Below are 26303 nucleotides of genomic sequence, written 5' to 3'. Positions count from 1 at the left end.
AATTTCTTAGTTTGCAACGCTAACCATTGCAGGTCTTAAAATACGATCTTTAAATAAGTATCCAGGTTGATAAACTTCAACAACTGTATCTTTTGGATGGTTTTCAGTTGCTTCAACTGTTTGGACAGCTTGGTGATAATTTGGATCAAAAGGTGCACCTTCTGCTTCAACTTCTGTAATACCTTTATCATTTAAAGCTTTCATTAATGCGTTATAAGTTAATTCAATCCCTTTTTTCAATTGGCTTGAAGCCTCATCGTCAGCTTGAACTTGTAGGGCTCTTTGTAAATTGTCTAAAGCTGGCAAAATTTCTTTTGCAAGGCTTTGACCTTCATATTTACTGAATTGAGCGAGTTCTTTTTGTTGACGTGTTTGAATATTTTGGATTTCAGCTTGTGAACGCAAGTATTTATCTTGTGCTTCTTCAAGCTCTTGTTGAAGTTTTTCAACTTCTGAAGGTTCTTCTGCTTCAACAACTTCTTCCGTTGTTTCTTCAACAGGTTCTTCGGTTGTATTTTCTTGTTTAATATCTTTTTCTTCGTTAGACACTGTCATCCTCCTTATCTAAACTTGCTATAATAATCTAGTAATTGATCTGCAAGTTCTTCTTTGAAGTAGTTCATTAAACTAATCATCTGTGAATAGGGCATGTTTGTTGGCCCTAGTAAAGCGACAATTCCATTTCCAAAGTCACCGACTTCATATGTAGCCGTCAATAGACTGTAGTCTTTCAATAAATCAAGCGGTAGCTCATCTCCTAAACGGACATGAACTGAAAATGCTGGATTGTTTAGACTATTTTCATGAATTAAATCTGAAAATATCTCTGGATGACTAAGCAACTGATAAAGTGACTTCAAATTATCCAAGTCATCAAAACTAGAATAATTGTTAAGGAGATTCAACTCACCATTAACGAATAGTTGATCAGTTTCAGTTGGTTTGAAAACATCCTTCAATAATTGAAGAAGAATCAAACTAGCTGTGTCCTCTTCAATACCGAGAATTGACATGAACTTCCCAGAAGAATAACTTGATACTTCATGTAAAGTTTTGCCCTTAACTGCCGTATTGATTTTCTCAACTAATGATTCTAGTTCTTTACCCGATACATCCTCAGGTAAGCGATAAAGCTGATTTTTGACGTCGCCATCGCTGGTGACCAAAATTGCCATCATTTGATGATTAGAAAGTGGCACGATGCGAAATTCAGTAATTCTGCAAAACTGAATTTCTGGACTAGCTACAAAAGCTGTATAACTAGTCAGATCAGATAATATTTTTGCCGAACGAGATACAATATCGTCAATTTTTTGAAATTGATGATTAAAATCCATTTGCAGTTTTTCATGCAAGTTTTCTGGCATATCTGTAGGCTGTAATAAATAATCTAGATAATAGCGATATCCCTTATTTGATGGGACACGACCAGAAGATGAATGTGTTTTTTCGATTAATCCTAATTCCTCAAGCTTAGCCATTTCATTTCTGATAGTGGCTGAAGAAACTTGAATCGTTAGTTCATCCATCAATGTCTTTGACCCAACAGGCTGTTGTGTCTTGTTAAAGACATTGATAATCATCTTTAATATTAGTTCTTGTCGTTTTGATAACATAGCGTCACCTCTTCGAATTAGCACTATTAAATTACGAGTGCTAACTATTAGAATATAACAACTAAATAGCAGAATGTCAAGATGACAGCTAAAATTATCAAGCTATTTTTTTAAGGTTTTGAAATAGGCTTTGCTATTGGCTTCGTCTTGGTTCAATTGTTCAATTAAAGCATCGATTGAGGGGTACTTTTCTTCTGGTCGAAGATAGTGATACCATCTCACATCAACAATTTCATCATAAATATCTTCATCAAAATCAAAAATATTGACTTCAACGGATAAATCTTTCACATCATCAAACGTAATGTTATAACCAACACTTGCCATCCCTTGATACCATTGGTTATGAACCTTCAATTCAACAGTATAGGCACCTGAGGCTAGGCCAACTTTATCTTCACTAGAAGCAATATTAGCCGTTGGAAATCCCAGTTTTCGGCCACGTTTGAACCCATGAACGACTTGTCCAGATGTCTGATAAATTGAATCTAGTAATTCATTAGCCTGATCGACGTCACCTTTTTCGATCAATCGACGAATTCGAGTTGAACTAACTTTTTCATTACCTTTGTTGTAACTGTCGACTTCATAAACATCAAACTTATTTTGAGCTAACTGTTTTAGCAATGACATATTAGCTACTTCTTTTTTTCCAAAAGTATAATCAAATCCTGCAACAACTGCTTTAACATTTAATTTAACCAGAACATCGTTGATAAATTCATCAGGTTGAACCTTAGCTAGCGGGCCATTGAAATTGCCAATATAGAAGATATCGACCCCTGCTTCATTCATCAATTGCTGTTTTTCACTTGTTGTAGTAATTAACGGCACAGTAACATCAGCTGGACCATATATTTTGCTAGGGTGCGTATTCATTGTCATAACAGCTAATTTCAAGTTTTGCTCTTGAGCAACTTTTTGACCTTTTTCAATTAATTGACGATGACCTAGATGAACACCATCAAAAAATCCAAGAACCAATACAATTCCTTGAGGTTCGACAATTTGATTATTAACTGGATAATCTAGTTCGTAACTACGCATACTTATCCTCCCTTATCGGTTAACTATTTTGAAGCAACATCATTTCCGGACGATAAAGTGGCGGATGTTTAACGTCTTTCTTGTAAATCGCTTTTATTTTTCGATTATGATACAAACATAGACGTTCTACGTCAATTGGAAATTTAAGTTTGGCACCATTTTGTACCATTTCAAACTCTTTATCGCTTAAATGGTAAGCCGGTTGATCTTCAAAGAAACGTTCAAGAGGTACCACATAATCAGGTGCTTTTTCAGGTTGTTCTTTTAAAGTCTCTAATAAAACAGCATCTTTCAACCCGAATCCAGCACTTTTAGCACGGGTCAATGAGCTCATAACAGCAGGAACGCCAAGAATATCGCCTAATTGTTTAATTAGTGTTCTCACATAAGTTCCCTTTGAACAAGTAATTTCAAATTTAAATCGTTGCTGCTTGTTTTGTTCATCGTAAGTAGATTGTCCTATTTTGGCATATTTAGATACCTTAATATGGCGAATTGGGCGTTCAACAGGAATGTTGTTTCGCGCATAATCATATAATCGACGCCCTTTAATTTTAACGGATGAATACATTGGCGGTAGTTGTTCAACATCCCCTGTTAGTTGTGCCATCGCTGCTACAATTTCTTCTTCTGAATAGGGGGTCTCAACATCTTGTGATTTCGTCACTTCACCATCTAAGTCTTCCGTATCAGTTTCAAAGCCTAAAATGGCTTCACCAATATACGTTTTATCATGGGTCTGCATCAAATCGATGATTTTAGTTGCTTGTCCAATCGCAATTGGCAAAATCCCTTCTACTGATGGATCTAAAGTACCACCATGACCCACTTTTTTCATTTGAAGAACGCGACGCATATCACGAACGCAGTCGGTACTCGTCATCCCCTTAGTTTTATATAAAACAATTACACCACTTAACATATCTTACTTAACCATCCTTTATTATAAAAAAAACGCCATAAAATGGCGTTTTTTAGTCTTTTTGATTTAATTGACGAATCAAAGCATCAATTTTGGCACCATAAGCAACAGAATCATCTTTTTTAAAGATTAATTCAGGAACTTTAAACGTTGTCAAATTACGCCCTACTTCGTGACGAATTAAACCTGTTGATTTTTTAAGTCCTTCTTCAACTTTTTGATTGTCAGATGCCTTATCAGACAAAATACTATAGTAAATAGTAGCTTGAGATAAATCACCCGTTAGTTCAACATCAGTAACCGTAACGTCTTTAACTCTAGGGTCTTTAACGTTTTTTCGTAATACTGTTGTGACTTCACGTAAAATTTCTTGTTGCACACGTTCAATACGGTGTTTCATTGGAATTCCCCCTTTTATTTAACAGGAACTTCTTCCATGACATAAGCTTCAATTTCATCATCAACTTTGATGTCATTGTAGTTTTCAATCATCAAACCACAGTCAAAGCCTTGATTTACTTCTTTAGCATCATCTTTAAAGCGTTTTAGTGAAGATAATTTTCCTTCGTAGATAACAATACCATTACGGATTAATCTTACACCACTATCACGTTGAATTGAACCGTTAGTTACGAATGCACCAGCGATAGTTCCAAGTTTTGAAACGTGGAATGTTTCACGAACAATTAAGTTACCTGTAACTTTTTCTTGGAATTCAGGATCTAGCATACCCTTCATAGCTGATTCAATTTCATCAATAGCTTTATAGATAACACCATATAGACGAATATCAACGTTTTCAGTTTCAGCTTGTTTTCTTACTTGTTGTGTTGGACGAACATTAAATCCGATAACGATAGCATTACTTGCAGTAGCTAATGTTACATCACTTTCATTAATAGCCCCTACACCAGAGTAAACGATATTAACTTTAACGCCTTCAACTTCAATCTTTTGAAGTGATCCAGCTAAAGCTTCAGCAGAACCTTGTACATCGGCTTTGATAATAACATCAACTTGTTTCAATTCGCCTTCTTTCATCGTATCGAACAAGTTATCTAGTGTAACACGGCTATTGTTGTTACGTTCTTCAACTAATGCACGTTTTGCACGTTCTTCACCAGCTGCACGAGCAGTTTTTTCATCTTCAAATACTGCGAAACGATCGGCTGAATTTGGCACACCATTAAGACCTGTAATTTCAACTGGTTCTGATGGATGTGCTTCTTTAACACGACGACCGCGGTCGTTAGTCATAACACGAACACGACCAAATGTATTACCAACAACAATTGGGTCACCTACACGAAGTGTTCCTTGTTGAACTAGTAATGAAGCTACTGAACCTTTACCTTTATCAAGACGTGCTTCAATAACTGTACCAACTGCTTTTTGTTCTGGGTTAGCGTGTAATTCCATCACGTCAGCTTGTAATAGAATCATTTCTAGTAAGTCATCAACGTTTTCACCAGTTTTAGCAGAAATTGGAACAAAGATTGTTGATCCACCCCAATCTTCAGGAATCAATTCATATCCCATCAATTGTTCCATCACGTGGTTAGGGTTTGCATCAGGTTTATCAATTTTGTTAACTGCCACAATAATTGGTACACCAGCAGCTTTGGCATGGTTAATCGCTTCTTTAGTTTGAGGCATAACACCGTCATCAGCTGCCACTACTAAGATGATAATATCAGTAATATCAGCACCTCTAGCACGCATATTTGTAAACGCAGCATGCCCTGGTGTATCCAAGAAAGTGATTAAGCGACCGTCATTATCAACTTGGTAAGCACCAATATGTTGGGTAATTCCACCCTCTTCACCATCTGTAACGTGAGTGTTACGCAAGTGGTCAAGTAAGGTTGTCTTACCATGGTCAACGTGTCCCATGATTGTAATAACTGGTGGTCTAGGTGTTTGATTTTCAGTATTGCTATTTTCAGCTTCAAAGATTTTGTCAATATCTGAGATATCTTCATGTTCTTTTTCTTTTGAATCAATACCATAATCAGTTGCAATCAATTCGATTGTATCTTTATCAAGTGATTGATTTTGGTTAACCATAACACCTAACATGAATAGCTTTTTAACAACTTCAGCTGGTTCACGGTGTAATAATTTACCTAAATCTTGTGCATTCATGCCGTCTTCAAAAACCAATACTTCTGGCAATGGCTTTTCTTTTCTTTGTGGCATTGGTTTTTTCTTCTTAATGTGAACATTTTGTTCTTGATGTCTATTGTTCTTTTTCTTGTTGTTGCGCCAGTTATTCTTTGAGTTAACGTTCTTCTTGTGGTCAACACGTTTACGGTTACGGTTTTCAGACTCGTTTTGCACTGGTTCAGGTGCTGCTGGAATATTTGGTAACGTATTACGACGTGCTGGTTTTTGGTTACGATCGTTATTTTTCTTATAATTTCCGCCACCGTTATTATTTTGAGGACGGTTACTGTTTGAATTTGGACGACCGCCATTATTTGAAGGACGATTACCGTTGCGGTCGTTTGACTTGTTGTTTGGACGACCATTTTGTCCACCACGATTGTTGTTACGTGGTTTTTTATTTGTATCTTGGCGTTGTTTTTCTTTTAATTCTTCCAAGTGTTTTAAACCTGCTTTAGGTCTTGGTGAATTATTAGTCTTTTGGTTTGAATTAGATCTGTTATTGCGACGATCTTGGCTTTGATTATTGTTGTTACGGTTTTTTGAGTAACCATTTTTGTTATTGTTAGAATTGTTTGAGTTACCTTGGTTTTGGTTGTTATTGCTGTTAGTATTGCGTTTTCTAACTGCACTCATTTTAATTTTTGTTGGTTTATGCTCGTTTTGTTGGTTTGTTGAATGATTATTATTTTGATTTGAGGTCAAAGAATGGTCATTCCTTTCTTATTTCCGCAAAGCAAGCACGATGCCGATTATGTTTTTGTCATCAGCATCACACTTCTTCACTATAGTATTTTTGTATTGCTTTACTAAAGCCCTTATCACAAATCGCTAGTATTTTACGATTTCGGCCAATAGCTTGTTCAAAGTCTTGGCTCGTAAAATCTGTAATAACTGGTACTTTATAGTAACTGGCTTTATTTGTAATATCTTTTTGGTTGTTTTTAGCAGTATCTGTTGCTAAGAATACCAAATGCACCGAAGAGTTTCGAATCCCTTCAATTACTTGAGGTGCTCCAGAGATCAAATTTTGAGATTTTTGTGCTAATCCTAGCATGTTTAACACTTTTTGACGTTTATCAATCACTTGTTATCTCCAAATAATTCTTGTCTGGCTTTTTGATGTTCAACATATTCAAACAGCTCATCGTAAAAAGAATCATCCACTTTAATTTTTAAAGATTGGTTCAATACTTGTTTATCTTTAGCTACTTGAATATTGTCTGGTTTCAATGACACATAGGCCCCACGACCTGGCTTTTTACCAGTTGGGTCAATGCTCAAATTACCTTCTTTGTCTAACACAATGCGTACTAATTCTTTTTTAGGTACCATTTCATTAGTCAGTAAATCTCGACGCATTGGAACCTTACGTTTTTTCATAGTTACCACCTACTCAAAGATTATTCTTCAGTATTTTCTGAAGGATTATCAGTTGATACTTCCTCGCTTGTATTAGCTTCTTCAGTATCTTCGACAAATTCGACTTCTGATTCTGCTTTAATATCGATTTTGTATCCTGTAAGTCTAGCTGCTAAACGAACGTTTTGGCCACGTTTACCGATTGCAAGTGACAATTGGTAATCTGGCACGATCACTAAACAACTGTTTTGTGCTTCGTCGAATTGAACAGCAATAACTTCTGCTGGGTTTAGTGCGTTGGCAATGTAGTCTGATGGATCTTCTTCATAGTTAATGATGTCCATATTTTCGCCACCTAGTTCATCAACGATTGTTTGAACACGGGCACCTTTTTGACCAACACAAGTTCCGACTGCATCGATATTCTTGTTATCTGAACGAACAGCCATCTTAGTACGGTCACCAGCTTCTCTAGCGATAGATACAATTTCCACCGTACCATCGTAGATTTCAGGAACTTCACGTTCGAATAAACGCTTAACTAAATCAGCGTGTGTACGTGAAACAAAAACTTGTGGACCTTTTGTTGTGTTATCCACTTTAGATACTAACACTTTAATACGGTCATGTGGTTTATAAGTTTCATTTGGCATTTGGTCAGCACGTGACATCAATGCTTCAACACGGCCAATATTAACATAAACGAATTTGTTGTCTTGTCTTTGAACTTCACCTTGTACAACTTCATCTTGATATTGTGAATATTCGTTAAAGATGTTGGTTCTTTCAGCTTCACGAACACGTTGCATAATAACTTGTTTAGCTGTTTGTGCAGCAATACGACCGAAGTCTTTAGGTGTCACTTCAAATTTTAAAACATCGCCTAATTCATAAGCTTTGTTGATTTTTAATGCATCTGGAAAACTAATTTCTAGTCTGTCATCAAAAACTTCTTCAACAACTTCTTTCAAAGCATATACTTTGATATCGCTTTTCTTTTCGTCAAAGGTTACTTCAACGTTTTGAGCTTTGTTGTAATTTCTTTTATATGCAGAAACCAACGCTGCTTCTAAGGCATCAATGATGACTTCTTTTTTGATTCCTTTTTCTTTTTCAAGTGCCTCAAAGGCGCTTAACATTTCTTTTGACATGAACTACGTCCCCTTCTAAAACTCAATTGCGAATCTTGCTTTAGCCACAATATCCGTTGGAATTGAGAGTTGTTTACGTTGTGTTTTAATTTTGATTTCTAAAGTTACGAATGACTCGTCTTTACTAATTAAAAAACCTTCGTATACTTTTTCGCCTTCAAAAGCACGGTATAAACTAACATTGATGTATTCACCAATCGCGCTTTCCCAGTCTTTTTCTTTCTTTAGAGGTCTTTCAACACCTGGAGAAGAGACTTCTAACATATAAGGTTCTGGAAAAGGATCAGGATTGAGTTCATCAAGCTTTTCGCTTAATTGTTCACTAACCTGTGCGACTTCTTCAATATCAATTCCACCAGTTTTATCGACATAAATTCTTAAATAACGTGTTGATTTTTCTTTAATATACTCAACGTCAACAAGTTCATAACCTTTCTCGTCAACGATTGGTGCAACTAAAGATTCAACAATTTCTGTAATCTCAGCCACATAATCCTCCTATTGCAATAAAAAGAGTGAGCATTTCTGCTCACTCGAACTAAGAACCATCCAATGACTATATTCTAGCATATTCAGGCCTTCAAATCAATTTAAAAAAGTGATAGTTGGTTCTGTTCGGGTAGTCCTTCCAAAACACCATTTTCTTCAAAATAGCTCATGATTGTCTTGGAAACTTTTCCTCTTGTTGCTAAGTCTTCTTGTGATAAAAACTTCTTATCAGCTCGTGCTGCAACAATTTGTTTGGCTACATTGTCCCCTAAACCAGGAACAGCGTTAAACGGTGCGAGTAACGTATGATCATCCAAGATAGTAAAATCTTGGGCTGCAGATTTTTCAACATCAACCATTTTAATTTTAATACCTCGTTCTAGACATTCATTAGCTAACTCAAGAACGGTCATCAAACTTTTATCTTTGGCTGTTGCATCGTTACCTTTTGCACTAATTTCTTGCATAGCTTCTTTAACTGAGTTTTTACCATTTGACATGGCAACTAAGTCAAAATCACTCGCTCTCACGCTAAAGTATGCAGCATAATAAATCGTTGGATAATGCACTTTGAAGTAAGCAATTCGCAAAGCCATCATAACATAAGCTGTCGCGTGAGCTTTTGGGAACATGTACTTGATTTTTAAACAAGAGTCAATGTACCAGCTCGGAATATTAGGATTGTCACGCATTAGCTTTTGCCACTCATCAGGAATACCTTTTCCTTTACGCACACGTTCCATAATTTGGAAAGCCGTTTGAGATTCCATTCCCCAGTGAATCAAATCAAGCATAATATTGTCACGACATCCGATAACCTCTTTCAAGGTAACTTGCCCACTATCAACTAAATCAGATGCATTACCCAGCCACACGTCAGTTCCGTGCGATAGCCCTGAAATTTGCAATAGCTCAGCAAATGTCGTTGGTTTAGTATCTTCAAGCATCCCTCTAACAAATTTTGTCCCGAATTCAGGTACACCCAGTGTTCCCGTTTTTGAATTAATCTGTTCAGGTGTAACACCAATGGACTCTGTTCCAGAAAACAACGCCATCACACCCGGATCATTCGTTGGAATGGTTAAGGGATCAATCCCACTCAAATCTTGTAGCATTCTAATCATCGTTGGATCATCATGTCCTAGAATATCAAGTTTTAAGATATTATCGTGAATTGAATGAAAATCAAAGTGAGTTGTTTTCCATGTTGAACTTTGATCATCTGCTGGATATTGAATTGGCGTAAAGTCATAAATGTCCATATAATCAGGTACAACAATAATTCCAGCCGGATGCTGACCAGTTGTACGCTTAACTCCGGTTGACCCCTTGGCTAGTCGTTCAACTTCAGCTGTTCGAAGGTCTAATTCTTTTTCTTCTTCGTAGTGTTTAACATAACCAAAAGCCGTCTTATCAGCAACGGTTCCGATAGTTCCTGCTCTAAACACACTGTCTTCACCAAACAACACTTTAGTGTAATTATGCGCGACAGGCTGATAATCCCCAGAGAAGTTCAAGTCAATATCTGGAACTTTATCTCCGTTAAAACCTAAGAAAGTTTCAAATGGAATATCATGACCATCTTTTACCAGCTCTTCACCGCAATTAGGACACTTTTTGTTAGGTAAGTCATATCCTGAACCATACTCACCTTTGGTATAAAATTCAGAATACTTACAACTACCACAACGATAATGTGGTGGTAATGGATTAACCTCTGTGATTCCCGTCATTGTGGCTGCAAAACTCGACCCAACAGATCCACGTGATCCAACTAAATAGCCATCTTTGTTCGATTTATATACCAGTTTTTGAGAAATAAGATAAATAACACTAAATCCATTCCCAATAATACTTTTTAGTTCGTGTTCAATTCGGTCTTCAACAATTTTAGGTAGCGGATTGCCGTATAACTCGTAAGCTTTATTGTAAGATAATTCCCGAATTTCTTCTTCAGAATGTTCCATGATTGGTGTATAAAGTTTGTCTTTAACCGGTACAATTTCGTCAGTTGATTCAGCAATTTGATTAGGATTAGCAACAATAACTTGATACGCTGTCTGCTCGTCTAAAAAGTCAAATTCATCAAACATTTCCTGTGTTGTCCGGAAATGTAAATCGGGAAGATTTTGATGACGTAAAGGACTACTTTTAATGGATGAAATTAAAATTTCACGATAGATATGATCTTCTGGGTTCAGATAATGCACGTCACCTGTTACAACGACAGGCTTATCTAGTTCTTCTCCAAGTTTAATCATATTTTTTAAAATGTCTTGTAAATCTTCTTGATTACGGATTAATTCACGTTCAATTAAAGAACTGTAAGCACTTGGTGGTTGAATCTCTAAATAGTCATAATACTGAGCCAATTGCTTAGCTTCTTCATAACCTTTTTGCATCATTGCAGTGAATACTTCGCCATCTGCACAACCGCTTCCGATTAATAAGCCTTCTCGATAATCATCAAGCAAGAACTTAGGCAATCGAGGTGTTCGATAGTAATACTTGACATTAGCCATTGAGATTAGCTTAAATAAGTTTTTCAATCCTGCTTGTGTCTTTGCCAAAATAGTCATATGACTTGGACGGGCTCTCTTATAGGTTAAATGTGGATTCTTATGTTGATTATAATTGTTTAGGTTAGTCTCACCGAATTGGTCTTCAAAAACCGTCATCAATTTGTACAATAAGTACCCAGTTGCTTCAGCATCACTATCAGCTCTGTGATGGTGTTCTAAAGTGATTTGATATTTTCTAGACAACGTATCTAGTGTATGACGTCCTTGTTCAGGGTGAAGAAGTCGAGATAATTCTAACGTATCAATAATCGGAATTGATACCTTCTCAAATCCTGACCTTACAAGTGCCGCATTTAAGAAGCCGATATCAAATGAGACGTTATGTCCAGCTATTGCTTGGGCGCCTGACATGAACTTAACAAAACGCGTTAGAACCTCTTTTTCATCATCAGCTTGTTCCACCATATCGTCCGTAATGCTGGTTAAATTAATCGTTGTTGTCGACAGTGCCTCATGAGGATTAATAAATTCATCGAATCGTTCAATAATTTCACCGTTTTTCATTCGAACGGCACCGATTTCAATAATTTGATCATAAACAGCTGAAAGTCCAGTTGTTTCAACATCAAAAATAACATAATCAGCAGATTGGGCATCTAAACTAACTGGATTTTGAACGAGCAGATTTTTGCTATCATCAACGAAATTAGCTTCTTGTCCGTACAAAATTTTAACATCATTTGCTTTACCTGCTGCATGCGCTTCAGGGAAAGCTTGCGCACCAGCATGATCTGTTACAGCAATTGCCTTATGACCAAATCTAGCGGCAGCTTGAACGTATTCCTTGATCGAATTTGTAGCGTCCATTTGACTCATCGTTGTATGAAGATGTAGCTCGGCTCTTTTGTCACCCTCATAAGTATCTTGACGTTCAGGTTTTTCAAAAACTTCAAGGTCTCTAATCATGATAGTCAATTCTTGGCTGTATTTATCGTTTTGGGTTTGTCCTTTAACACGGACCCACATCCCAGGTTTGATGTTTTCAAAAACAGCTGTTTCCTGCTGGTTTCGAGGAAACTTTTTAATTGTAATTGAGTCACTATAATCTGTTAGCTTGGCAATTAACATCTTATTATCATTACGCAAACTGCGAACTTCCACATCAAATAGATGTCCTTCAATAACAACATCTTGCTGTTCTTCTTGAACATCTTTCAACTGTTGAAATTGTGACTTAGGTGAAATGGGATTACCTAATGATGTTTGTGAACTTGTAACGGCCTGCTTTTTCGGTGCAGCTTGCTGTTTGTGTGCTTCTTGCTCAAGCGATTGTTCAAATTGTTGTTGCTGTTGGAACAGACTGTCCAAGTTTTTTAAAGATTGCGCTTCATCAATCACAGTTGTTTTAATTTGATCAACTAAAAAACCATATTGTTGCAGCAACTCTTTTAGTTCAGTTAGCACGTCATCTGTAATCATAGCTTGACTGACTGCATTCTCTAGTTTCAAAGTTAAAACTTGATTTTGATAATCAGATTTTGCATTCAATAAAATACGCTTAATCATAGATGAACTTGTGAGATGATGTTCGACAATATCTTGATAATAGTCTTGATCAATAGCATCTGACTTTTCACCGAAGGCAACAACCAATTCTGGTTCCACAAAGTTAGTAAGTTCTTGTGTCACTGCTTGTTTCAACAGTCGATAAGCTGAAAAAGATATTTTTTTAGGAAAAAAAAGGTGGAAAATCCACTTTCTCTCTTGTTGGTAGACATCCACTTTTTTTATTTGACCTTGGTAAAAACTATCATTTTCAGAAAATCCATCAGCAACTAATTGATCAAACTTAACTTGATTCAATAAATTTAAAAATAGTTGATTTTCTTTAGACATGTTCTACCCTATTTCATTTTTTAAATAATCTGCAACTTCAGAAATTTGAAGTTCAACTGCTTCTTTAGTTTGGTTGTTTTTCACTTCTACAATTCCTTCAGCAGCTTTTTTACCAATAATGACACGGAAAGGTGCACCTAGTAAATCAGCATCTGCAAATTTCACACCTGGACGTTCTGCACGATCATCATATAAAACTTCAAATTGACTTTGTAAGTCTTGATACATCTTTTCAGAAATTTGTGTTTGTTCGTCATCATTCATTTTCATTTGAATAAGGTGGACTTCAAAAGGTGCGACTTCTTTAGGCCATAGGATACCACGGTCATCATGGTGTTGTTCAATGATTGCAGAAAGCAGTCTTGAAACACCAATTCCATATGAACCCATAATAACAGGCTGGGCTTTACCATTTTCATCTAAGAACTTAGCATTCATTGCTTCTGAGTAACGTGTTCCTAGTTTAAAGATGTGACCAATTTCAATACCACGAGTGAATTTTAATTCATCTTTTCCTGATGGATCTAATTCACCTTCTTTAACAACAGCAATATCTGCAAAGTTATCAGGTGTAAAATCACGGTTTAAGTTAACATTTTTAAGTTGGAAGCCTGTTTCATTGGCTCCTACAATGAAGTTTGCCATGTTTTGAACATTACGATCAGCAATAACTTCTTTGGCAAAACTTTGTTCAACAGGTCCAATACTACCAGCTTTTACTTGTGTTAATTCAAATTGTTCATCATTAGTTGCTAAGCGTAAGTCTTCAACTTGTAATAAGTTCTTCAACTTCACTTCGTTAACTTCTTGATCACCTCTAATTAAAATAAGAACAGGTGTTTCATCTGCAATATAAACAACACTTTTGACAATGTCTTTTTCGCTAATGTTTAAGAAGTCTGCTAAGTCAGCAATAGTCTTGATATTAGGTGTAGCTACTTTTTCAACATCTTGTAATGGTGCGTTGTTTTCTTCTTTGACGAAATAACTTGAAGCCATTTCAATGTTAGCAGCATAGCCTGAATCAGTATAAACAATTGTATCTTCACCAATAGCTGCAGGAGCACCAAATTCTAGTGAATCAGATCCACCCATTGCACCAGCATCACCAATAATCGGCTTAACTTCTACGCCAGTTCTAGCGAAGATTTTAAGATAAGCATTCTTCATATCTTCGTATTGTTGATCAAGTTGTTCGTAGTTACTTGCAAAGCTGTAACCATCTTTCATAATAAATTCACGACCACGAAGTAGTCCAAATCTTGGACGATTTTCATCACGGAACTTAGTTTGAATTTGGAATAATGAAAATGGTAAGCGTTTGTAACTTTTGATTTCTTGAGCCACAATTTCAGTAAATGTTTCTTCATGTGTAGGTCCTAAAATAAAGTCACGTTCGTGACGATCTTTTAGTTTAAATAAGTTTGGACCATAAGAATCATAACGACCTGATTTTTGCCATAATGAAGCAGGTAATAATTCTGGCATCATCATTTCGCTTGAGTCAATTGCTTCCATTTCTTCACGGATAATTTGTGATACTTTTGATAATACACGATTTGCCAATGGTAAATAAGAATAAACGCCGGCAGTAACTTGGCGTACATAACCACCACGTAACATTAACTGATGGCTGACAGCTTCAGCATCAGAAGGTGTTTCTTTTAAGGTTGGCATAAAAAATTTAGATTGTTTCATAGTTCCTCCAACTAAGTTACTTATTTAATAAAATAGCGATAAATATCGTTTCCGGTTACAGCAATGATTAATGCGAATAAAATAACCACACCTACGATATTAATAATCACTTCTTTTTCTTGTGAAACTGGTTTTCCACGAAGTAATTCATACAAGTTAAGTAGTAATTTACCACCATCTAATCCTGGAATTGGTAATAGGTTCATAATTCCCAGGTTAATGGATATTGCACCTAAGAAGTACAAAATACTTAAAAATCCTTGATTAGATAAATCTGAAGCCTGTTTGTAGATACCAACAGGACCAGATAACTTGTTTAAGCTAAAGCCAGTAACTAGACTTTTGACACCTTTAAAAATTAAAGTTGCTGTATTGGTTGTTAAATTCCAACCTTGACTAACACGAGCAGAAAATGAGCCATCAACGTCAAATGTTAATCCTAGCAAGCGGTAATTCGTGTCGTTTTCAGTAATGGTTTGAGGTTTAACAGTCTTTTGAACAGTTTGTCCGTTACGTTCAATTTCGACTGTTACCTGTTCATTTTTTGTAGTGCTAAGATATTGTTGAATGTCAGTTGTTGAAGCAATGTTTTGTTGATCAACTTTGACAATCTTATCCCCTTTTTCAATTCCAGCTGTTTGTGCAGGTGAATTTTGCGAGAAGTTATTAACCACTGTTGTTGGGGCACCAGCCGAAACAAAAGCGTAAATCATAAAGACAACTAAAGTTAATAATGCATTATTGAAAGGACCTGCAAAGTTAGTTGCAATTTTTTTCCAAACTGAAACGGACTGCATTTGCACATCTCTTGGTGCAATTTGGAGTTCTGTTCCATTTTCTTCAATAATTGTGGCGTCATGAATAACGTTAAATCGTCTTAACTTTTCTTCATCACCATTTTCAAAGCCTTCAATATAAAGTGTATCTTCTAAATCAGCTTTTTTTACCTGAACGGGAATACCGTCAAAAGAAATATCATCTGGCGTCGTATTAATCCGGATAACTTGCCCTTCTTCATTTAATTGAAGTAACACCATTGATCCTGGATCAATTTTTGCTGTGTCATCTGGACCAGCTAATCTAACATAACCACCTAACGGTAGCCATCTAACGGTATAAGTTGTATTCTTGTGTAATTTTTGGAATATTTTTGGTCCCATTCCAACAGAAAATTCACGGACAAGAATTCCTGACTTTTTAGCCACAATAAAGTGTCCGAATTCATGGACAACCACTAAAATTCCAAAAATAATAAGAAATATAAGAATTCCAAGCATCTGCATTTGCTCTTTGGCTCCTGTTCTTTTTAAAATAATCCGATTAAATAAGCAACGGGCAATACAAATAGTAAACTGTCAAAGCGGTCTAAAATTCCACCATGACCTGGTAGAATCGTCCCACTGTCTTTAACTTGGTAAAAACGCTTGTAAGCTGATTCTACTAAGTCACCAATTTGGCCAACTATGGATAATAAACCACTTATGATAATGACTTGTACCCATGACATATTTAATGGCACAAGGCTAGTATATAGTAGTGACGCCAAAATTGCGACAACAACCCCACCTACAGAACCTTCAATTGTTTTATTGGGACTAATTGGCTTATACAATGGGTGCTTCCCAATGGTTCTGCCAACTAGATAAGCGCCACTATCTGTAATCCAAATAATGACCAATAGTAACCCAACAAGTGCCAGTCCTTTTTCAGATGCTCTAGCTTGTAAAAAGTAATGGAACCCTTGTCCAACATATAATGATGTAATGGCAATAACCCCAACATCTTCAAAATTGAACCGATTAGAGTCGATAATTGTTAACCCTAGTAATAAGACCATTAAAAGTAAGAATACTCGGTAACGATCCATCGGCAAATTCTGATCAAAAACGGTCAAAGAAACTGCGGCTAAGGCAGCTAATACAAGGTCTACCGAAACCAACACTCGTTTTTTCATCATGTAAATTTCAGCCATGGCAATAATACTTAAAACTGCCATAATAATCGTTAAATAAATCCCTCCAACATAAACTAAAGGGAGCGCGATTGCCAAAGCAACTAGTGCCGTCAATACACGTATTTTCATTAGCACGTCTCTTCTTTCTTTTGGACTATTATAGCTTACCAAAACGTCGATGACGCTTAGAAAAGTCCTCGATAATATCAGTCAAATCTTCTGGAGAGAAGTCTGGCCAACTTTTATCTGTAAAGGCAAACTCTGTATAAGCTGATTGCCAAAGCAAAAAGTTTGACAGTCTTTGCTCGCCACTTGTTCTGATTAATAAATCAGGATCTTCAAATTGACTAGTCAATAAATGCTTTTCGATAGCATCTTCTGTCACATCAGATGGACTTAGTTCACCTGCTTGGATTTGTTGACCAATTTCTTTCATTGCTTGGGTTAATTCACGTCTTGAACCGTAATTCAAGGCAAAATTCAAAACTAATCCCGTGTTATTTTTGGTTTTGTCAACCGCTTTCATTACGACATCATAAGTTGATTGTGGTAACTCATCTAAAAATCCCATAACATTCACACGAACGTTTTCTGCCATCAATTCTGGCATGAATTTATCAAAAAATAAAGCGGGTAATTTCATTAAATAACCCACTTCTTCTGTTGGACGTCCCCAATTTTCAGTTGAAAAAGCATATAAAGTTAAGACTTTTATACCTAAGCGACTAGCTGCTTTTGTAATTGACTTAACATTGTCCATCCCTTGCTTATGGCCGGTAACACGTGGCAAAAATCGTTTCTTTGCCCAACGCCCATTACCGTCCATAATAATTGCTAAATGGTTAAGATTACTTGATTGTGATTTCATTTGTATTCCTATCAAAAAACCGAAGTTTTAACCTTCGGTAATTTCAGCACTTTTTGCATCAGATGAATCTTCAATTTCTTTGATTGCATCGTCAGTTAATTTTTGAATGTCTTTTTCTAATAGACGTAGTTCATCTTCAGTGATGTCACCATTTTTTTGTTGTTTTTTAACATCTTCCATTGCATCACGACGAATGTTACGGATTGCAACTTTTCCTTGTTCAGCAATTTTACCAACTTCTTTAGCTAACTCTTGACGACGTTCACCTGTTAGTTGAGGAATAACTAGACGAATAACATCACCATCATTAGCTGGGTTAAGACCTAAGTCAGAAGCTAAAATTGCTTTTTCGATATCACCTAGTGAAGATTTGTCATATGGTGAAATCATCAATACACGTGCTTCAGGAATTGTAACTGAAGCCATTTGATTTAGCGGTGTTGGTGCGCCGTAGTAGTTAACCTTAACAGGGTTTAAAATACTTGCGTTAGCTTTACCTGCACGAACGTTTCCAATTTCTTGTTGGTAAACTTGTACACTTTTTTTCATTGATTCTTTAGCGTTTGTAGTTGCTTGGTTTTGCATTATGATTTTCCTCCGCGAATTTTTGTTCCAATATCTTCTCCGAGTACAACACGTTCAATATTTCCAGGCTCATTGATGTTAAAGACAATTAAAGGAATATCATTGTCCATTGATAGGAAACTTGCTGTCATATCCATTACACGAAGATCTTTGTTAATCATGTCTGATTGTGATAATTCATCAAATTTAACAGCATCTGGATCTTGTTTTGGATCTGCTGAGTAAACACCGTCAACATTATTTTTAGCCATCAAAATAACTTCTGCATCCATTTCAGCAGCTCTAAGTGCTGCAACAGTATCAGTTGAAAAGTAAGGATTACCAGTTCCAGCAGCAAAGATAACCACACGATGTTTTTCAAGATGACGAATCGCACGACGACGAATATAAGGTTCTGCGATTTGACGCATTTCAATTGCAGTTTGAACGCGTGTTGGGACACCAACAGATTCCAAACCATCTTGTAATGCCAAACTGTTCATTACAGTTGCTAGCATTCCCATGTAGTCAGCTTGAGAACGTTCCATACCTAGTTTGGCACCTGTTTCACCACGCCAGATATTACCGCCACCAACAACAATTGAAATTTCAACGCCTAACGCATGAACTGATTTAATTTCTTCAGCTAGACTTTTGATGATTTCAGGATTAATACCAAAACCATCTTTACCGGCTAATGCTTCGCCACTAACCTTTAAAACAACTCGTTTATAATTAATTGAACTCATGGAATCCTCCTACTATACTGATAACATTTTATCATATTTAAAGTATTAAATCGTATTTTTTCCAAAAAAATAACACCTTAACGGTGTTAAATTTTTGTTATTTTCTAACTTGACTCATAACTTCTTCAACAAAGTTATCAGCTTTCTTTTCGATTCCTTCACCGACTTCGTAACGAACAAAGTTAACAACTTTTCCGCCTTTAGATTCAACGAATTGTTGAACTGTTTGGTCAGGATCTTTAACGAATTCTTGGTCTACTAAACTAATTTCTGATAAGAATTTGTTCATGCGACCTTCAACGATTTTTGGAATAATCTTTTCAGGTTTTCCTTCGTTTTTAGTTTCTTCTGTGAATACTTCTTTTTCGTGGTCTAAGACTTCTGAAGGAACGTCTTCACGTGAAACGTATTTAGGATTGATAGCTGCAACGTGCATTGCAACATCTTTAGCTGTTTGTTCGTCAGCACCTTCTAATGTTACAAGTGCTAGGATTGTTCCACCGTTGTGTAAGTAAGCACCAAATACTTGGTTATCTTCTTTTTTCACTAGGTTGAAACGACGGAAGCTAATTTTTTCACCGATAACAGATGTTAGGTTTGTGATTTCGTCTTGAACTGTACCATTTTCGTTGTATGGTAGAGCCATTGCTGCTTCAACTGATTCAGGTTGAGCTTCAGCAATTTTACCAGCTACATCTTTAACGAAAGATACGAAACGATCGTTTGATGAAACGAAGTCTGTTTCTGAGTTAACTTCAACCATTGCTGCAACGTTTCCGCTGAATTCAACATCAGCTAAACCTTCAGCTGCAACACGATCACTCTTCTTAGCTGCTTTTAAAGCACCTTTTTTACGAAGTTCATCGATTGCTAGGTCCATGTCACCGTCTGTAGCAACAAGCGCTTTTTTAGCGTCCATCATACCAGCACCGGTTTTTTCACGAAGTTCTTTTACTTGAGCCGCTGTAATACCAGCCATGTCAAATACCCCCTATTAAATTTTCAAGTTAATTAATTAAAATTATTTTTCTTCTGATTTTGCTTCTTCTTTTTCGAATGAAGCTTCATCGATTGCTTGGTCTTCACCTTGTTTACCTTCGATGATAGCGTCAGCCATGCTGCTTGTAATTAAACGTACGGCACGAATAGCGTCATCGTTAGATGGAATGATTACATCAATTTCATCTGGGTCACTGTTTGTATCAACCATAGCAACGATAGGAATGTTAAGTTTTTGAGCTTCTTTAACTGCAATTCTTTCTTTGCGAGGGTCAACGATGAATAATACATCTGGGATTCTTGGCATATCTTCGATACCACCAAGGAATCTTTCAAGTCTTTCGCGTTGTTTGTTTAACAATGCAACTTCTTTTTTAGGAAGTACGTCGAATGTACCATCTTCAGCCATAGCTTTGATTTCTTTAAGACGTTTGATACGACCTTGAATTGTATCCCAGTTAGTCAATGTTCCACCTAACCAACGGTGGTTGATGTAGAATTGACCTGCACGTGTTGCTTCTTCTGCGATTGCATCTTGAGCTTGTTTTTTAGTACCAACAAAAAGAAATACACCGTCATCTGCTGCAACTGCTTTAACGTAGTTGTAAGCATCTTCAACCATACGAACTGTTTTTTGTAGGTCGATGATGTAGATTCCGTTTCTTTCTGTAAAGATATAAGGTTTCATTTTTGGATTCCAACGTCTTGTTTGGTGACCAAAATGTACACCTGATTCAAGTAATTGTTTCATGCTAATTACTGACATAAATAAATTCCTCCATTTGGTTTTTTTAATCCTCTCAGCAGTTTTATATCTCTTTGATAAAACTTTAATTAAAAGCACCTTATCAAAAATTTACTACTGATGTGGTTTGCTGCTTTTTGCAACTATCAAATTATACCCTAGATTTTTCATTCATTCAATACTTTTTATTAAAATAAGGTGCTAAAACATGATGTCGGTTTAAAAATTGTTGTTTTTGTTTTCTGCTTTTCTTTTTGAACCATGCTTCTCGTTTTAAAGCCTGTGATTTTGTAGCGTACTTTTCATAATAAATCACATGAACTGGGACTCTGGCTCGCGTATATTTCGCTCCTTTTTTAGCATTGTGTGTCGCTAATCTTTTGGTTAAATTTGTCGTGAACCCACCATAATAAGTTTGATCAGCACACCTTAAAACATAAAAATAATAATTAATCCCTATCACCTGCTAAGATTCTTTCAATAAATTCAGCATAATGATTATCTTCTTCATGAACCACAATTTCTGGCAGTAATTTAACACCCGTCATTGCCCCTTTGGCCATTGCTTCTACCAAAACGATATTAGCTTCTCGTCCTTTTTTTGGAATAACGGATTGAATTTTGCGAGGCATTAAGTCATATTTTGCCATTAAAGTCATGATTTCAGTTAATCGATCAGGTCGATGAACCATAAAAAGTTTTCCCTTGGTTTTTAGTAGTCCTGCTGATGTTTTAATAATATCTTCCAAGTTAATCATAATTTCATGCCTGGCAATGGCTAGTTGTTCGTTTGGATTAACCTTATGTCCTGAATCAAGCTCAAAATATGGCGGATTACAAATCACTGCATCATAACTATCTTTCTTTAAAAAAGCTGTCGCCTCTTTTGCATCCCGATTATGAACCGTGATTTGATTACTCAATTCATTTAACTCAACTGATCTTGTAGCCATTTCAGCAATATCCGATTGTATTTCAACAGCATCAATTTGGGCTGTTGGATGATAATGCGTTAAAAACAAACTTGCTGCCCCATTACCCGAACACAAGTCAACAACTTTGCTATTCTTTTTAATTTGTGTAAAATAAGCTAATAAAATTGTATCTAAAGAAAAAGAAAAGACTGTTTTATTTTGAATGATCTTAATCTTTTCATTAAATAGGTGGTTAATTTCTTCATTTTCGTACAGCGTCATAAATGTCATTTCCTTTTCAAATATCAGTTAAACTGTTTTTTTGTTATAATAACATGGTTAAAAGAAAGGTGATAATATGTTTTATCGATTTATTCGTGTTGTAGCACATGCAATATTCTTCATTATAAATGGTCGACCATTAGTTTTACATAAAGAAAGATTACCCGAAGGTAACTATATTTTGATTGCTCCTCATAGAACTTGGTGGGAACCCATTATTTTTGCTTTAGCAGCCAGTCCAAAAGAATTTATGTTTATGGCTAAAAAAGAATTGTTCAAAAACCCTATTCTAAGATTTGTCTTGAATCATTCTCATGGATTTAGTGTTGACCGCCAAAATCCAGGACCATCAGTTATTAAAATCCCGGTTAAAAACTTGAGAAACACTGAACTTAGCTTAATTATGTTCCCAACTGGATCACGTTACTCTAATGATGTAAAAGCCGGAGCTGGTGTGATTGCCAAAATGGCCAACGTTCCTTTGGTCCCTGCTGTTTATCAAGGACCTTTAAAGATGAGTGGTGTTTTCAAGCGTCAAAAAATGTCAATTACCTTTGGTGAACCTATCTATATTGACAAGAAACAAAAATTAACAGATGAATTCAATGAACAATTAGATCAAGATATTCAAAATCACTGGCATGCCATTGATCAAGAAACTAACCCCAACTTCAAATACATTCCAAAAGAAAAAAAGTAGCTAGATAACCTAGCTACTTTTTTATTTACGGTTTTTTGAACGCATGTTTGCCATCACTTGATTCAATTTCTTAGATGATGGTTTTTGTCCCATTTGTGCCATCATTGAACGAATCATATCTTCACTGATTGGCGGATTATCTTGTAAGTATTTCTTCATGTAAGATCTAGCTAAGAAGAAACCTAAGACTAGTCCACCGATTAGGGCAATCACAATTAATAAAATCGCAAGTCCTAAATTCATATTACGCACCCCCGTTTATTAGTTACATTATACTATTTTACACAACTAGCTAGAAGTTTGACAACTAATCTTCGCGTAAACCTTTTCTTCTTTGAGCTTCTTTAGCTTTTTCAGATGTCACTTCTTTACCGTTTTTATCAATAATTTTCATATTTTCGATTTGTTGTTTGAATCCTGCACGAAAATCAGCTAGGTATTCACGATGAAGTTTTTTACGTTCCATTTCTTCAGCTTCGCTTAAACCAGCTTCCTTACGTTTTTTAGCTAATTCATTAATACGATCGATTCTTTCTTGGTTTTGACTCATAATAGTAACCTCTTTTTTATGATTGTTTATTTATTATTTGATGTGCTATCCTTATTTTAACAATATTAAGGGAGTAATTAAATGGCTAACATCAAAGAAAATAAACGATTAGAAATTTTAAATTATCTTTATTATACCATTTTAGATAATCAATATGCCCCTAGTGTACGCGAAATTGCACAACATGTTAACCTGGCTTCCACTTCCACCGTACACAGTCACTTGAAAAAATTAGAAACAGACGGTTTTATTACTAAAGAAGGTAATAAAACCCGTGCAATTCGTGTAACGGATTTAGGAAAAGAACGACTTGATATTAAAGAAGATGCCATTCCAGTTATCGGTGAAATCGTTGCAGGAGAACCTGCTTATACTTTTGATCAATCAATTAACGACTATTTTCCCGTTCCCCCACACTTAGAGCATTTAAAAAATGACTTATTTATCTTAGAAGTTAAAGGAAATAGTATGATTAATGCCCATATCTGCCCTGGAGATTATGTCTTTGTTCATTCTCAAACAAGCGCTCAAAATGGTGACATTGTCGTTGCTTTAACCGAAGACAACGAAACCACTTTAAAACGTTTTTATAAAAAACAAAATAAAATTTACTTGCATCCCGAAAACGATACAATGACTGATATTCAAGTTGATAATGTCAATATATTAGGCAAAGTCATCAGCCTGTATCGTCCTATGATATAAAAAACATCTCCTAAAATTTAGGAGATGTTTTTTATTACTCTATTAATGATTTCATAGCTTGTAATGTTAGCTCTGTTGTCACTTTTTGAGTATAATCCGCAAGTTGTGCTTGTGTTGTTGCAGGATTTTGTGCTTGATAACTTTGTACCTGTGTTGCTACAGCTTGTTTAAGCTGTGCTTGTTGCGCTTGCTTTTGCGCATCGGTCATAGCTTGTTGTTTTTCAGTTAAGCTTTTAGCTTGGTCTACTGATAAAACGAGCCAATTTGACTGCGGAACAATTACTTCATTTTTTTCTAAAATCAGTTCTGTATCGGTATCTTCTACTTTAAATAGCATTTTATAAAAGTCAGAAGAAAACTGCCATTTTGTTGTCGTGGTTGTTAATTTGGCTGGCTCTGTTGTATCTAATACTTGATAATTAGCTGATTTTTTAACCGCTTCAGCCATATGATGTTGATCCGGAACAAAATAAGTTTCTGGCTTCTCTGCATTTTGATTGTCTCTAAAACTCATTGCATAATTATCAGAATCAGTTCCAATTTGATTAGCAATAAGCAAATTAACAGGCGCCCCTGATTGCCCTGCTGTATAAATTTCGGTTGTCGTTGTCGTTGTTGTTTCTTCCATACCAAAATGATATGCCGTGTTAGCTACAACAGCTACACTTGAAAGCAATAATAACGCTGAACTAATAGTTCCACAAATAACTCTCAGGGCTGTTGGTTTAATTAAAAACCAAGCTAATAAAGTTAATAGTGTTAAAATAATAACAATATAAATAATCACTCCAAGCACCTCCTATTTATCATTTTCTAAAGTTTCAGGTTTTTGGTTAGTAATAAATAGTGCCATTACTAACCCAATAACAGCAAAACTTAATCCAATTGCAAAGGCTACTCTAAATCCATCCATTGATGCAGTTAAACTTTGAGCACCATACTTAATAGGATCGATTGTTTTCAATGCCACGTCAGGAGCATTAGTATTCATAATATTTTGTGTAACAGACGTTAATAAAGCCACAACAATAGAAGATGAAACTTGTCTCATTGTATTGTTAGCGGCTGTTGCATGCGTTGACATTTCAGTCGGTAACGCTGACATGGCACGGGTTGTTAACGGCATCATCGTCAATGCAACCCCTAACATTCTAACAGCATACATCACAGTAATAAGGTGTGTTGGTGTAGACTCTGATAAAAAGACAAATGGAATTGTTCCAATCGCAATAATTGAAAGTCCTACTAAAACTAATCGCTTAACCCCTACTTTGTTATACAAAATACCGGCGACCGGCGAAATAATTCCCATCATCAACGCCCCACCTAACAAGGTTAAACCTGAATTTAAAGGCGTTAAACCATGAACATTTTGTAAATAAGTAGGTAGCATCATTTCGACACCATACATTGCCATCGTCACCAAAATTAATGTAATCGTTGTAATGGTAAATTCTTTAACTTTAAATACTTTAATATCTAAAAATGGGACTTCAAGTTTTAACTGACGGATGACGAAGATAGCCAGTAAGAGGATTCCTAAAACAATTGGTAAGATAACGTTTAGTAAGTCTGTCCAACCATCTGTTGCGACATTAGTAAATCCAAGCAAGAATAATCCAAATCCAATAACTGAATAGAATAATGATAAAACATCCAGTTCGATTTTTTTATTTGGAATAACATCCTTCATGATAAAAGGACTTAAAATAAAAGCAATCACAATGACAATCAATGGAATAATAAAAATTGTACGCCAAGAATTAGAAATTGTAAGTCCAAAAATAACGTGATCCTGATCTAAAATCCAACCAGAAAGCGTTGGACCAATAGCTGGTCCCATACCTATAACTAATCCACTAAGTCCAAGTGCTGTAGCTCTTTGTTTAACTGAAAACATGTTTAAAATAACGATTTGCATTAAAGGCATCATAACCCCAACAGCAATCGCAGCTAGAACACGTCCAACTAAAAACATAAACCAAGCTGAATTAGTGGCAGGAGTCAACGCCGTAATTGAAATACCGAGTGCTAAAATTCCATAAGCAACCACATGTAATAATCTTGTAGAAACTCGTGTGGCTAGATAAGCTGTTAACGGAATCATCACCCCATTAGCAAGTAAGAACCAAGTTGTTGCTTGCTGTGCTGTACTTAAATTAATATCAAATTCTTTCATTAATGTGGGAATAGCTGTTCCCAGTGATGTTTGCATTAAAATACCAGCAAAAGTAGCAAGTAAAATCAAAAGCATAACGCTGATTCGACTATAGTTTTTGCCATGGATATCTAATGCTTGATTTTTTGTATCCATTTTTATTCCTCCTATGACTTAATATTAGTTGAAATTTCATTTGAAACTATACGCTTAATCTGGTAGATTAGCTACAACAAAATAAGTCAT

26 protein-coding genes and 1 pseudogene are annotated in these 26303 nt (G+C 35.8%); 2 read left to right on the top strand and 25 right to left on the bottom strand.

The features are described from left to right. Window positions 1–6: 6 nt before the first annotated feature. The 21 genes and pseudogenes from grpE to JNUCC72_RS02295 all read right to left on the bottom strand — a co-directional run bounded on the left by grpE (window position 7) and on the right by JNUCC72_RS02295 (window position 21944). Entirely contained in the window at window positions 7–549 is a 543-nt protein-coding gene (grpE, locus tag JNUCC72_RS02395) for a nucleotide exchange factor GrpE (protein ID WP_454144506.1), read from the bottom strand. An 11-nt stretch (window positions 550–560) separates the two neighbouring features. Next, the gene (gene hrcA / locus JNUCC72_RS02390) at window positions 561–1616 is read right to left on the bottom strand and encodes a heat-inducible transcriptional repressor HrcA (protein ID WP_454144504.1); all 1056 of its coding nucleotides are present in this window, start codon (window positions 1614–1616) and stop codon (window positions 561–563) included. 102 nt (window positions 1617–1718) lie between these two features. After that, on the bottom strand, window positions 1719–2663 hold the full coding sequence (ribF, locus tag JNUCC72_RS02385; protein WP_454144502.1) for a riboflavin biosynthesis protein RibF: 945 nt from the start codon (window positions 2661–2663) through the stop codon (window positions 1719–1721). A 19-nt stretch (window positions 2664–2682) separates the two neighbouring features. Continuing rightward, the gene (gene truB / locus JNUCC72_RS02380; protein ID WP_454144500.1) at window positions 2683–3585 is read right to left on the bottom strand and encodes a tRNA pseudouridine(55) synthase TruB; all 903 of its coding nucleotides are present in this window, start codon (window positions 3583–3585) and stop codon (window positions 2683–2685) included. A gap of 52 nt (window positions 3586–3637) precedes the next feature. Beyond that, the gene (gene rbfA, locus JNUCC72_RS02375; RefSeq protein ID WP_454144498.1) at window positions 3638–3985 is read right to left on the bottom strand and encodes a 30S ribosome-binding factor RbfA; all 348 of its coding nucleotides are present in this window, start codon (window positions 3983–3985) and stop codon (window positions 3638–3640) included. Window positions 3986–3999: 14 nt separating this feature from the next. Next, window positions 4000–6348, bottom strand: a pseudogene (gene infB, locus JNUCC72_RS02370) (translation initiation factor IF-2); the annotation flags it as partial. 175 nt (window positions 6349–6523) lie between these two features. Beyond that, complete coding sequence (locus JNUCC72_RS02365; RefSeq protein WP_454144496.1) at window positions 6524–6838, bottom strand: ribosomal L7Ae/L30e/S12e/Gadd45 family protein; 315 nt, start codon at window positions 6836–6838, stop codon at window positions 6524–6526. Beyond that, entirely contained in the window at window positions 6835–7134 is a 300-nt protein-coding gene (gene rnpM, locus JNUCC72_RS02360) for an RNase P modulator RnpM (RefSeq protein WP_454144494.1), read from the bottom strand. Before rnpM ends, JNUCC72_RS02365 begins: the two co-directional genes overlap by 4 nt. A 20-nt stretch (window positions 7135–7154) precedes the next feature. After that, entirely contained in the window at window positions 7155–8264 is a 1110-nt protein-coding gene (nusA, locus tag JNUCC72_RS02355) for a transcription termination factor NusA (RefSeq protein WP_454144492.1), read from the bottom strand. Window positions 8265–8279: 15 nt separating this feature from the next. Continuing rightward, window positions 8280–8753: a ribosome maturation factor RimP gene (gene rimP / locus JNUCC72_RS02350; protein ID WP_454144490.1), complete on the bottom strand. Its 474-nt coding sequence runs from the start codon at window positions 8751–8753 to the stop codon at window positions 8280–8282. A 101-nt stretch (window positions 8754–8854) separates the two neighbouring features. Beyond that, on the bottom strand, window positions 8855–13171 hold the full coding sequence (locus JNUCC72_RS02345) for a PolC-type DNA polymerase III (protein ID WP_454144488.1): 4317 nt from the start codon (window positions 13169–13171) through the stop codon (window positions 8855–8857). 3 nt (window positions 13172–13174) lie between these two features. Then, a complete protein-coding gene (locus tag JNUCC72_RS02340) occupies window positions 13175–14869 on the bottom strand; it encodes a proline--tRNA ligase (protein WP_454144486.1) in 1695 nt (564 codons plus the stop codon). Window positions 14870–14889: 20 nt separating this feature from the next. Continuing rightward, a complete protein-coding gene (gene rseP, locus JNUCC72_RS02335) occupies window positions 14890–16146 on the bottom strand; it encodes an RIP metalloprotease RseP (RefSeq protein WP_454144692.1) in 1257 nt (418 codons plus the stop codon). Window positions 16147–16175: 29 nt separating this feature from the next. Continuing rightward, a complete protein-coding gene (locus JNUCC72_RS02330; protein ID WP_454144484.1) occupies window positions 16176–16952 on the bottom strand; it encodes a phosphatidate cytidylyltransferase in 777 nt (258 codons plus the stop codon). 28 nt (window positions 16953–16980) lie between these two features. Further along, entirely contained in the window at window positions 16981–17691 is a 711-nt protein-coding gene (gene uppS / locus JNUCC72_RS02325; protein ID WP_454144482.1) for an undecaprenyl pyrophosphate synthase, read from the bottom strand. Between the two features lie 27 nt (window positions 17692–17718). Then, a complete protein-coding gene (gene frr, locus JNUCC72_RS02320; RefSeq protein ID WP_454144480.1) occupies window positions 17719–18276 on the bottom strand; it encodes a ribosome recycling factor in 558 nt (185 codons plus the stop codon). After that, entirely contained in the window at window positions 18276–19004 is a 729-nt protein-coding gene (gene pyrH / locus JNUCC72_RS02315; RefSeq protein WP_339969799.1) for a UMP kinase, read from the bottom strand. The genes frr and pyrH overlap by 1 nt, the downstream gene beginning before the upstream one ends. A 97-nt stretch (window positions 19005–19101) precedes the next feature. Continuing rightward, window positions 19102–19983: a translation elongation factor Ts gene (tsf, locus tag JNUCC72_RS02310; protein ID WP_454144478.1), complete on the bottom strand. Its 882-nt coding sequence runs from the start codon at window positions 19981–19983 to the stop codon at window positions 19102–19104. Between the two features lie 42 nt (window positions 19984–20025). Continuing rightward, window positions 20026–20769 carry a 30S ribosomal protein S2 gene (rpsB, locus tag JNUCC72_RS02305; RefSeq protein ID WP_454144476.1) on the bottom strand — a complete coding sequence of 248 codons (744 nt, stop codon included), beginning with the start codon at window positions 20767–20769 and terminating at the stop codon, window positions 20026–20028. 154 nt (window positions 20770–20923) lie between these two features. Beyond that, a complete protein-coding gene (locus JNUCC72_RS02300) occupies window positions 20924–21211 on the bottom strand; it encodes a GIY-YIG nuclease family protein (RefSeq protein ID WP_454144474.1) in 288 nt (95 codons plus the stop codon). Further along, complete coding sequence (locus JNUCC72_RS02295) at window positions 21198–21944, bottom strand: tRNA1(Val) (adenine(37)-N6)-methyltransferase (RefSeq protein ID WP_454144472.1); 747 nt, start codon at window positions 21942–21944, stop codon at window positions 21198–21200. Before JNUCC72_RS02295 ends, JNUCC72_RS02300 begins: the two co-directional genes overlap by 14 nt. Window positions 21945–22020: 76 nt before the next feature. Here JNUCC72_RS02295 and JNUCC72_RS02290 point away from each other — a divergent pair, with 76 nt between their 5' ends. Continuing rightward, window positions 22021–22644, top strand: a complete 624-nt coding sequence (locus JNUCC72_RS02290) for a lysophospholipid acyltransferase family protein (RefSeq protein WP_454144470.1) — start codon at window positions 22021–22023, stop codon at window positions 22642–22644. 21 nt (window positions 22645–22665) lie between these two features. Here JNUCC72_RS02290 and JNUCC72_RS02285 read toward each other — a convergent pair whose 3' ends face one another. Beyond that, window positions 22666–22887 (bottom strand): YneF family protein, encoded by a 222-nt coding sequence (locus JNUCC72_RS02285; protein ID WP_339969811.1) that lies wholly within the window; start codon window positions 22885–22887, stop codon window positions 22666–22668. 64 nt (window positions 22888–22951) lie between these two features. Next, the gene (locus JNUCC72_RS02280; protein ID WP_339969813.1) at window positions 22952–23194 is read right to left on the bottom strand and encodes a DUF896 domain-containing protein; all 243 of its coding nucleotides are present in this window, start codon (window positions 23192–23194) and stop codon (window positions 22952–22954) included. Window positions 23195–23275: 81 nt separating this feature from the next. Here JNUCC72_RS02280 and lexA point away from each other — a divergent pair, with 81 nt between their 5' ends. Then, window positions 23276–23899, top strand: coding sequence for a transcriptional repressor LexA (lexA, locus tag JNUCC72_RS02275; protein ID WP_339969815.1), 624 nt, complete (start codon window positions 23276–23278; stop codon window positions 23897–23899). Window positions 23900–23933: 34 nt separating this feature from the next. On the opposite strand, the gene JNUCC72_RS02270 is transcribed toward lexA, so the two are convergent. Together JNUCC72_RS02270 and JNUCC72_RS02265 are read right to left on the bottom strand one after the other, a co-directional pair. Then, window positions 23934–24686, bottom strand: coding sequence for a DUF4811 domain-containing protein (locus tag JNUCC72_RS02270; protein WP_454144467.1), 753 nt, complete (start codon window positions 24684–24686; stop codon window positions 23934–23936). A 12-nt stretch (window positions 24687–24698) separates the two neighbouring features. After that, window positions 24699–26213, bottom strand: coding sequence for an MDR family MFS transporter (locus tag JNUCC72_RS02265; RefSeq protein WP_454144465.1), 1515 nt, complete (start codon window positions 26211–26213; stop codon window positions 24699–24701). Window positions 26214–26303: the final 90 nt, after the last annotated feature.

It is taken from the genome of Holzapfeliella sp. JNUCC 72 (assembly GCF_053668685.1).
This window is presented reverse-complemented; position numbering and strand designations above follow the sequence as displayed.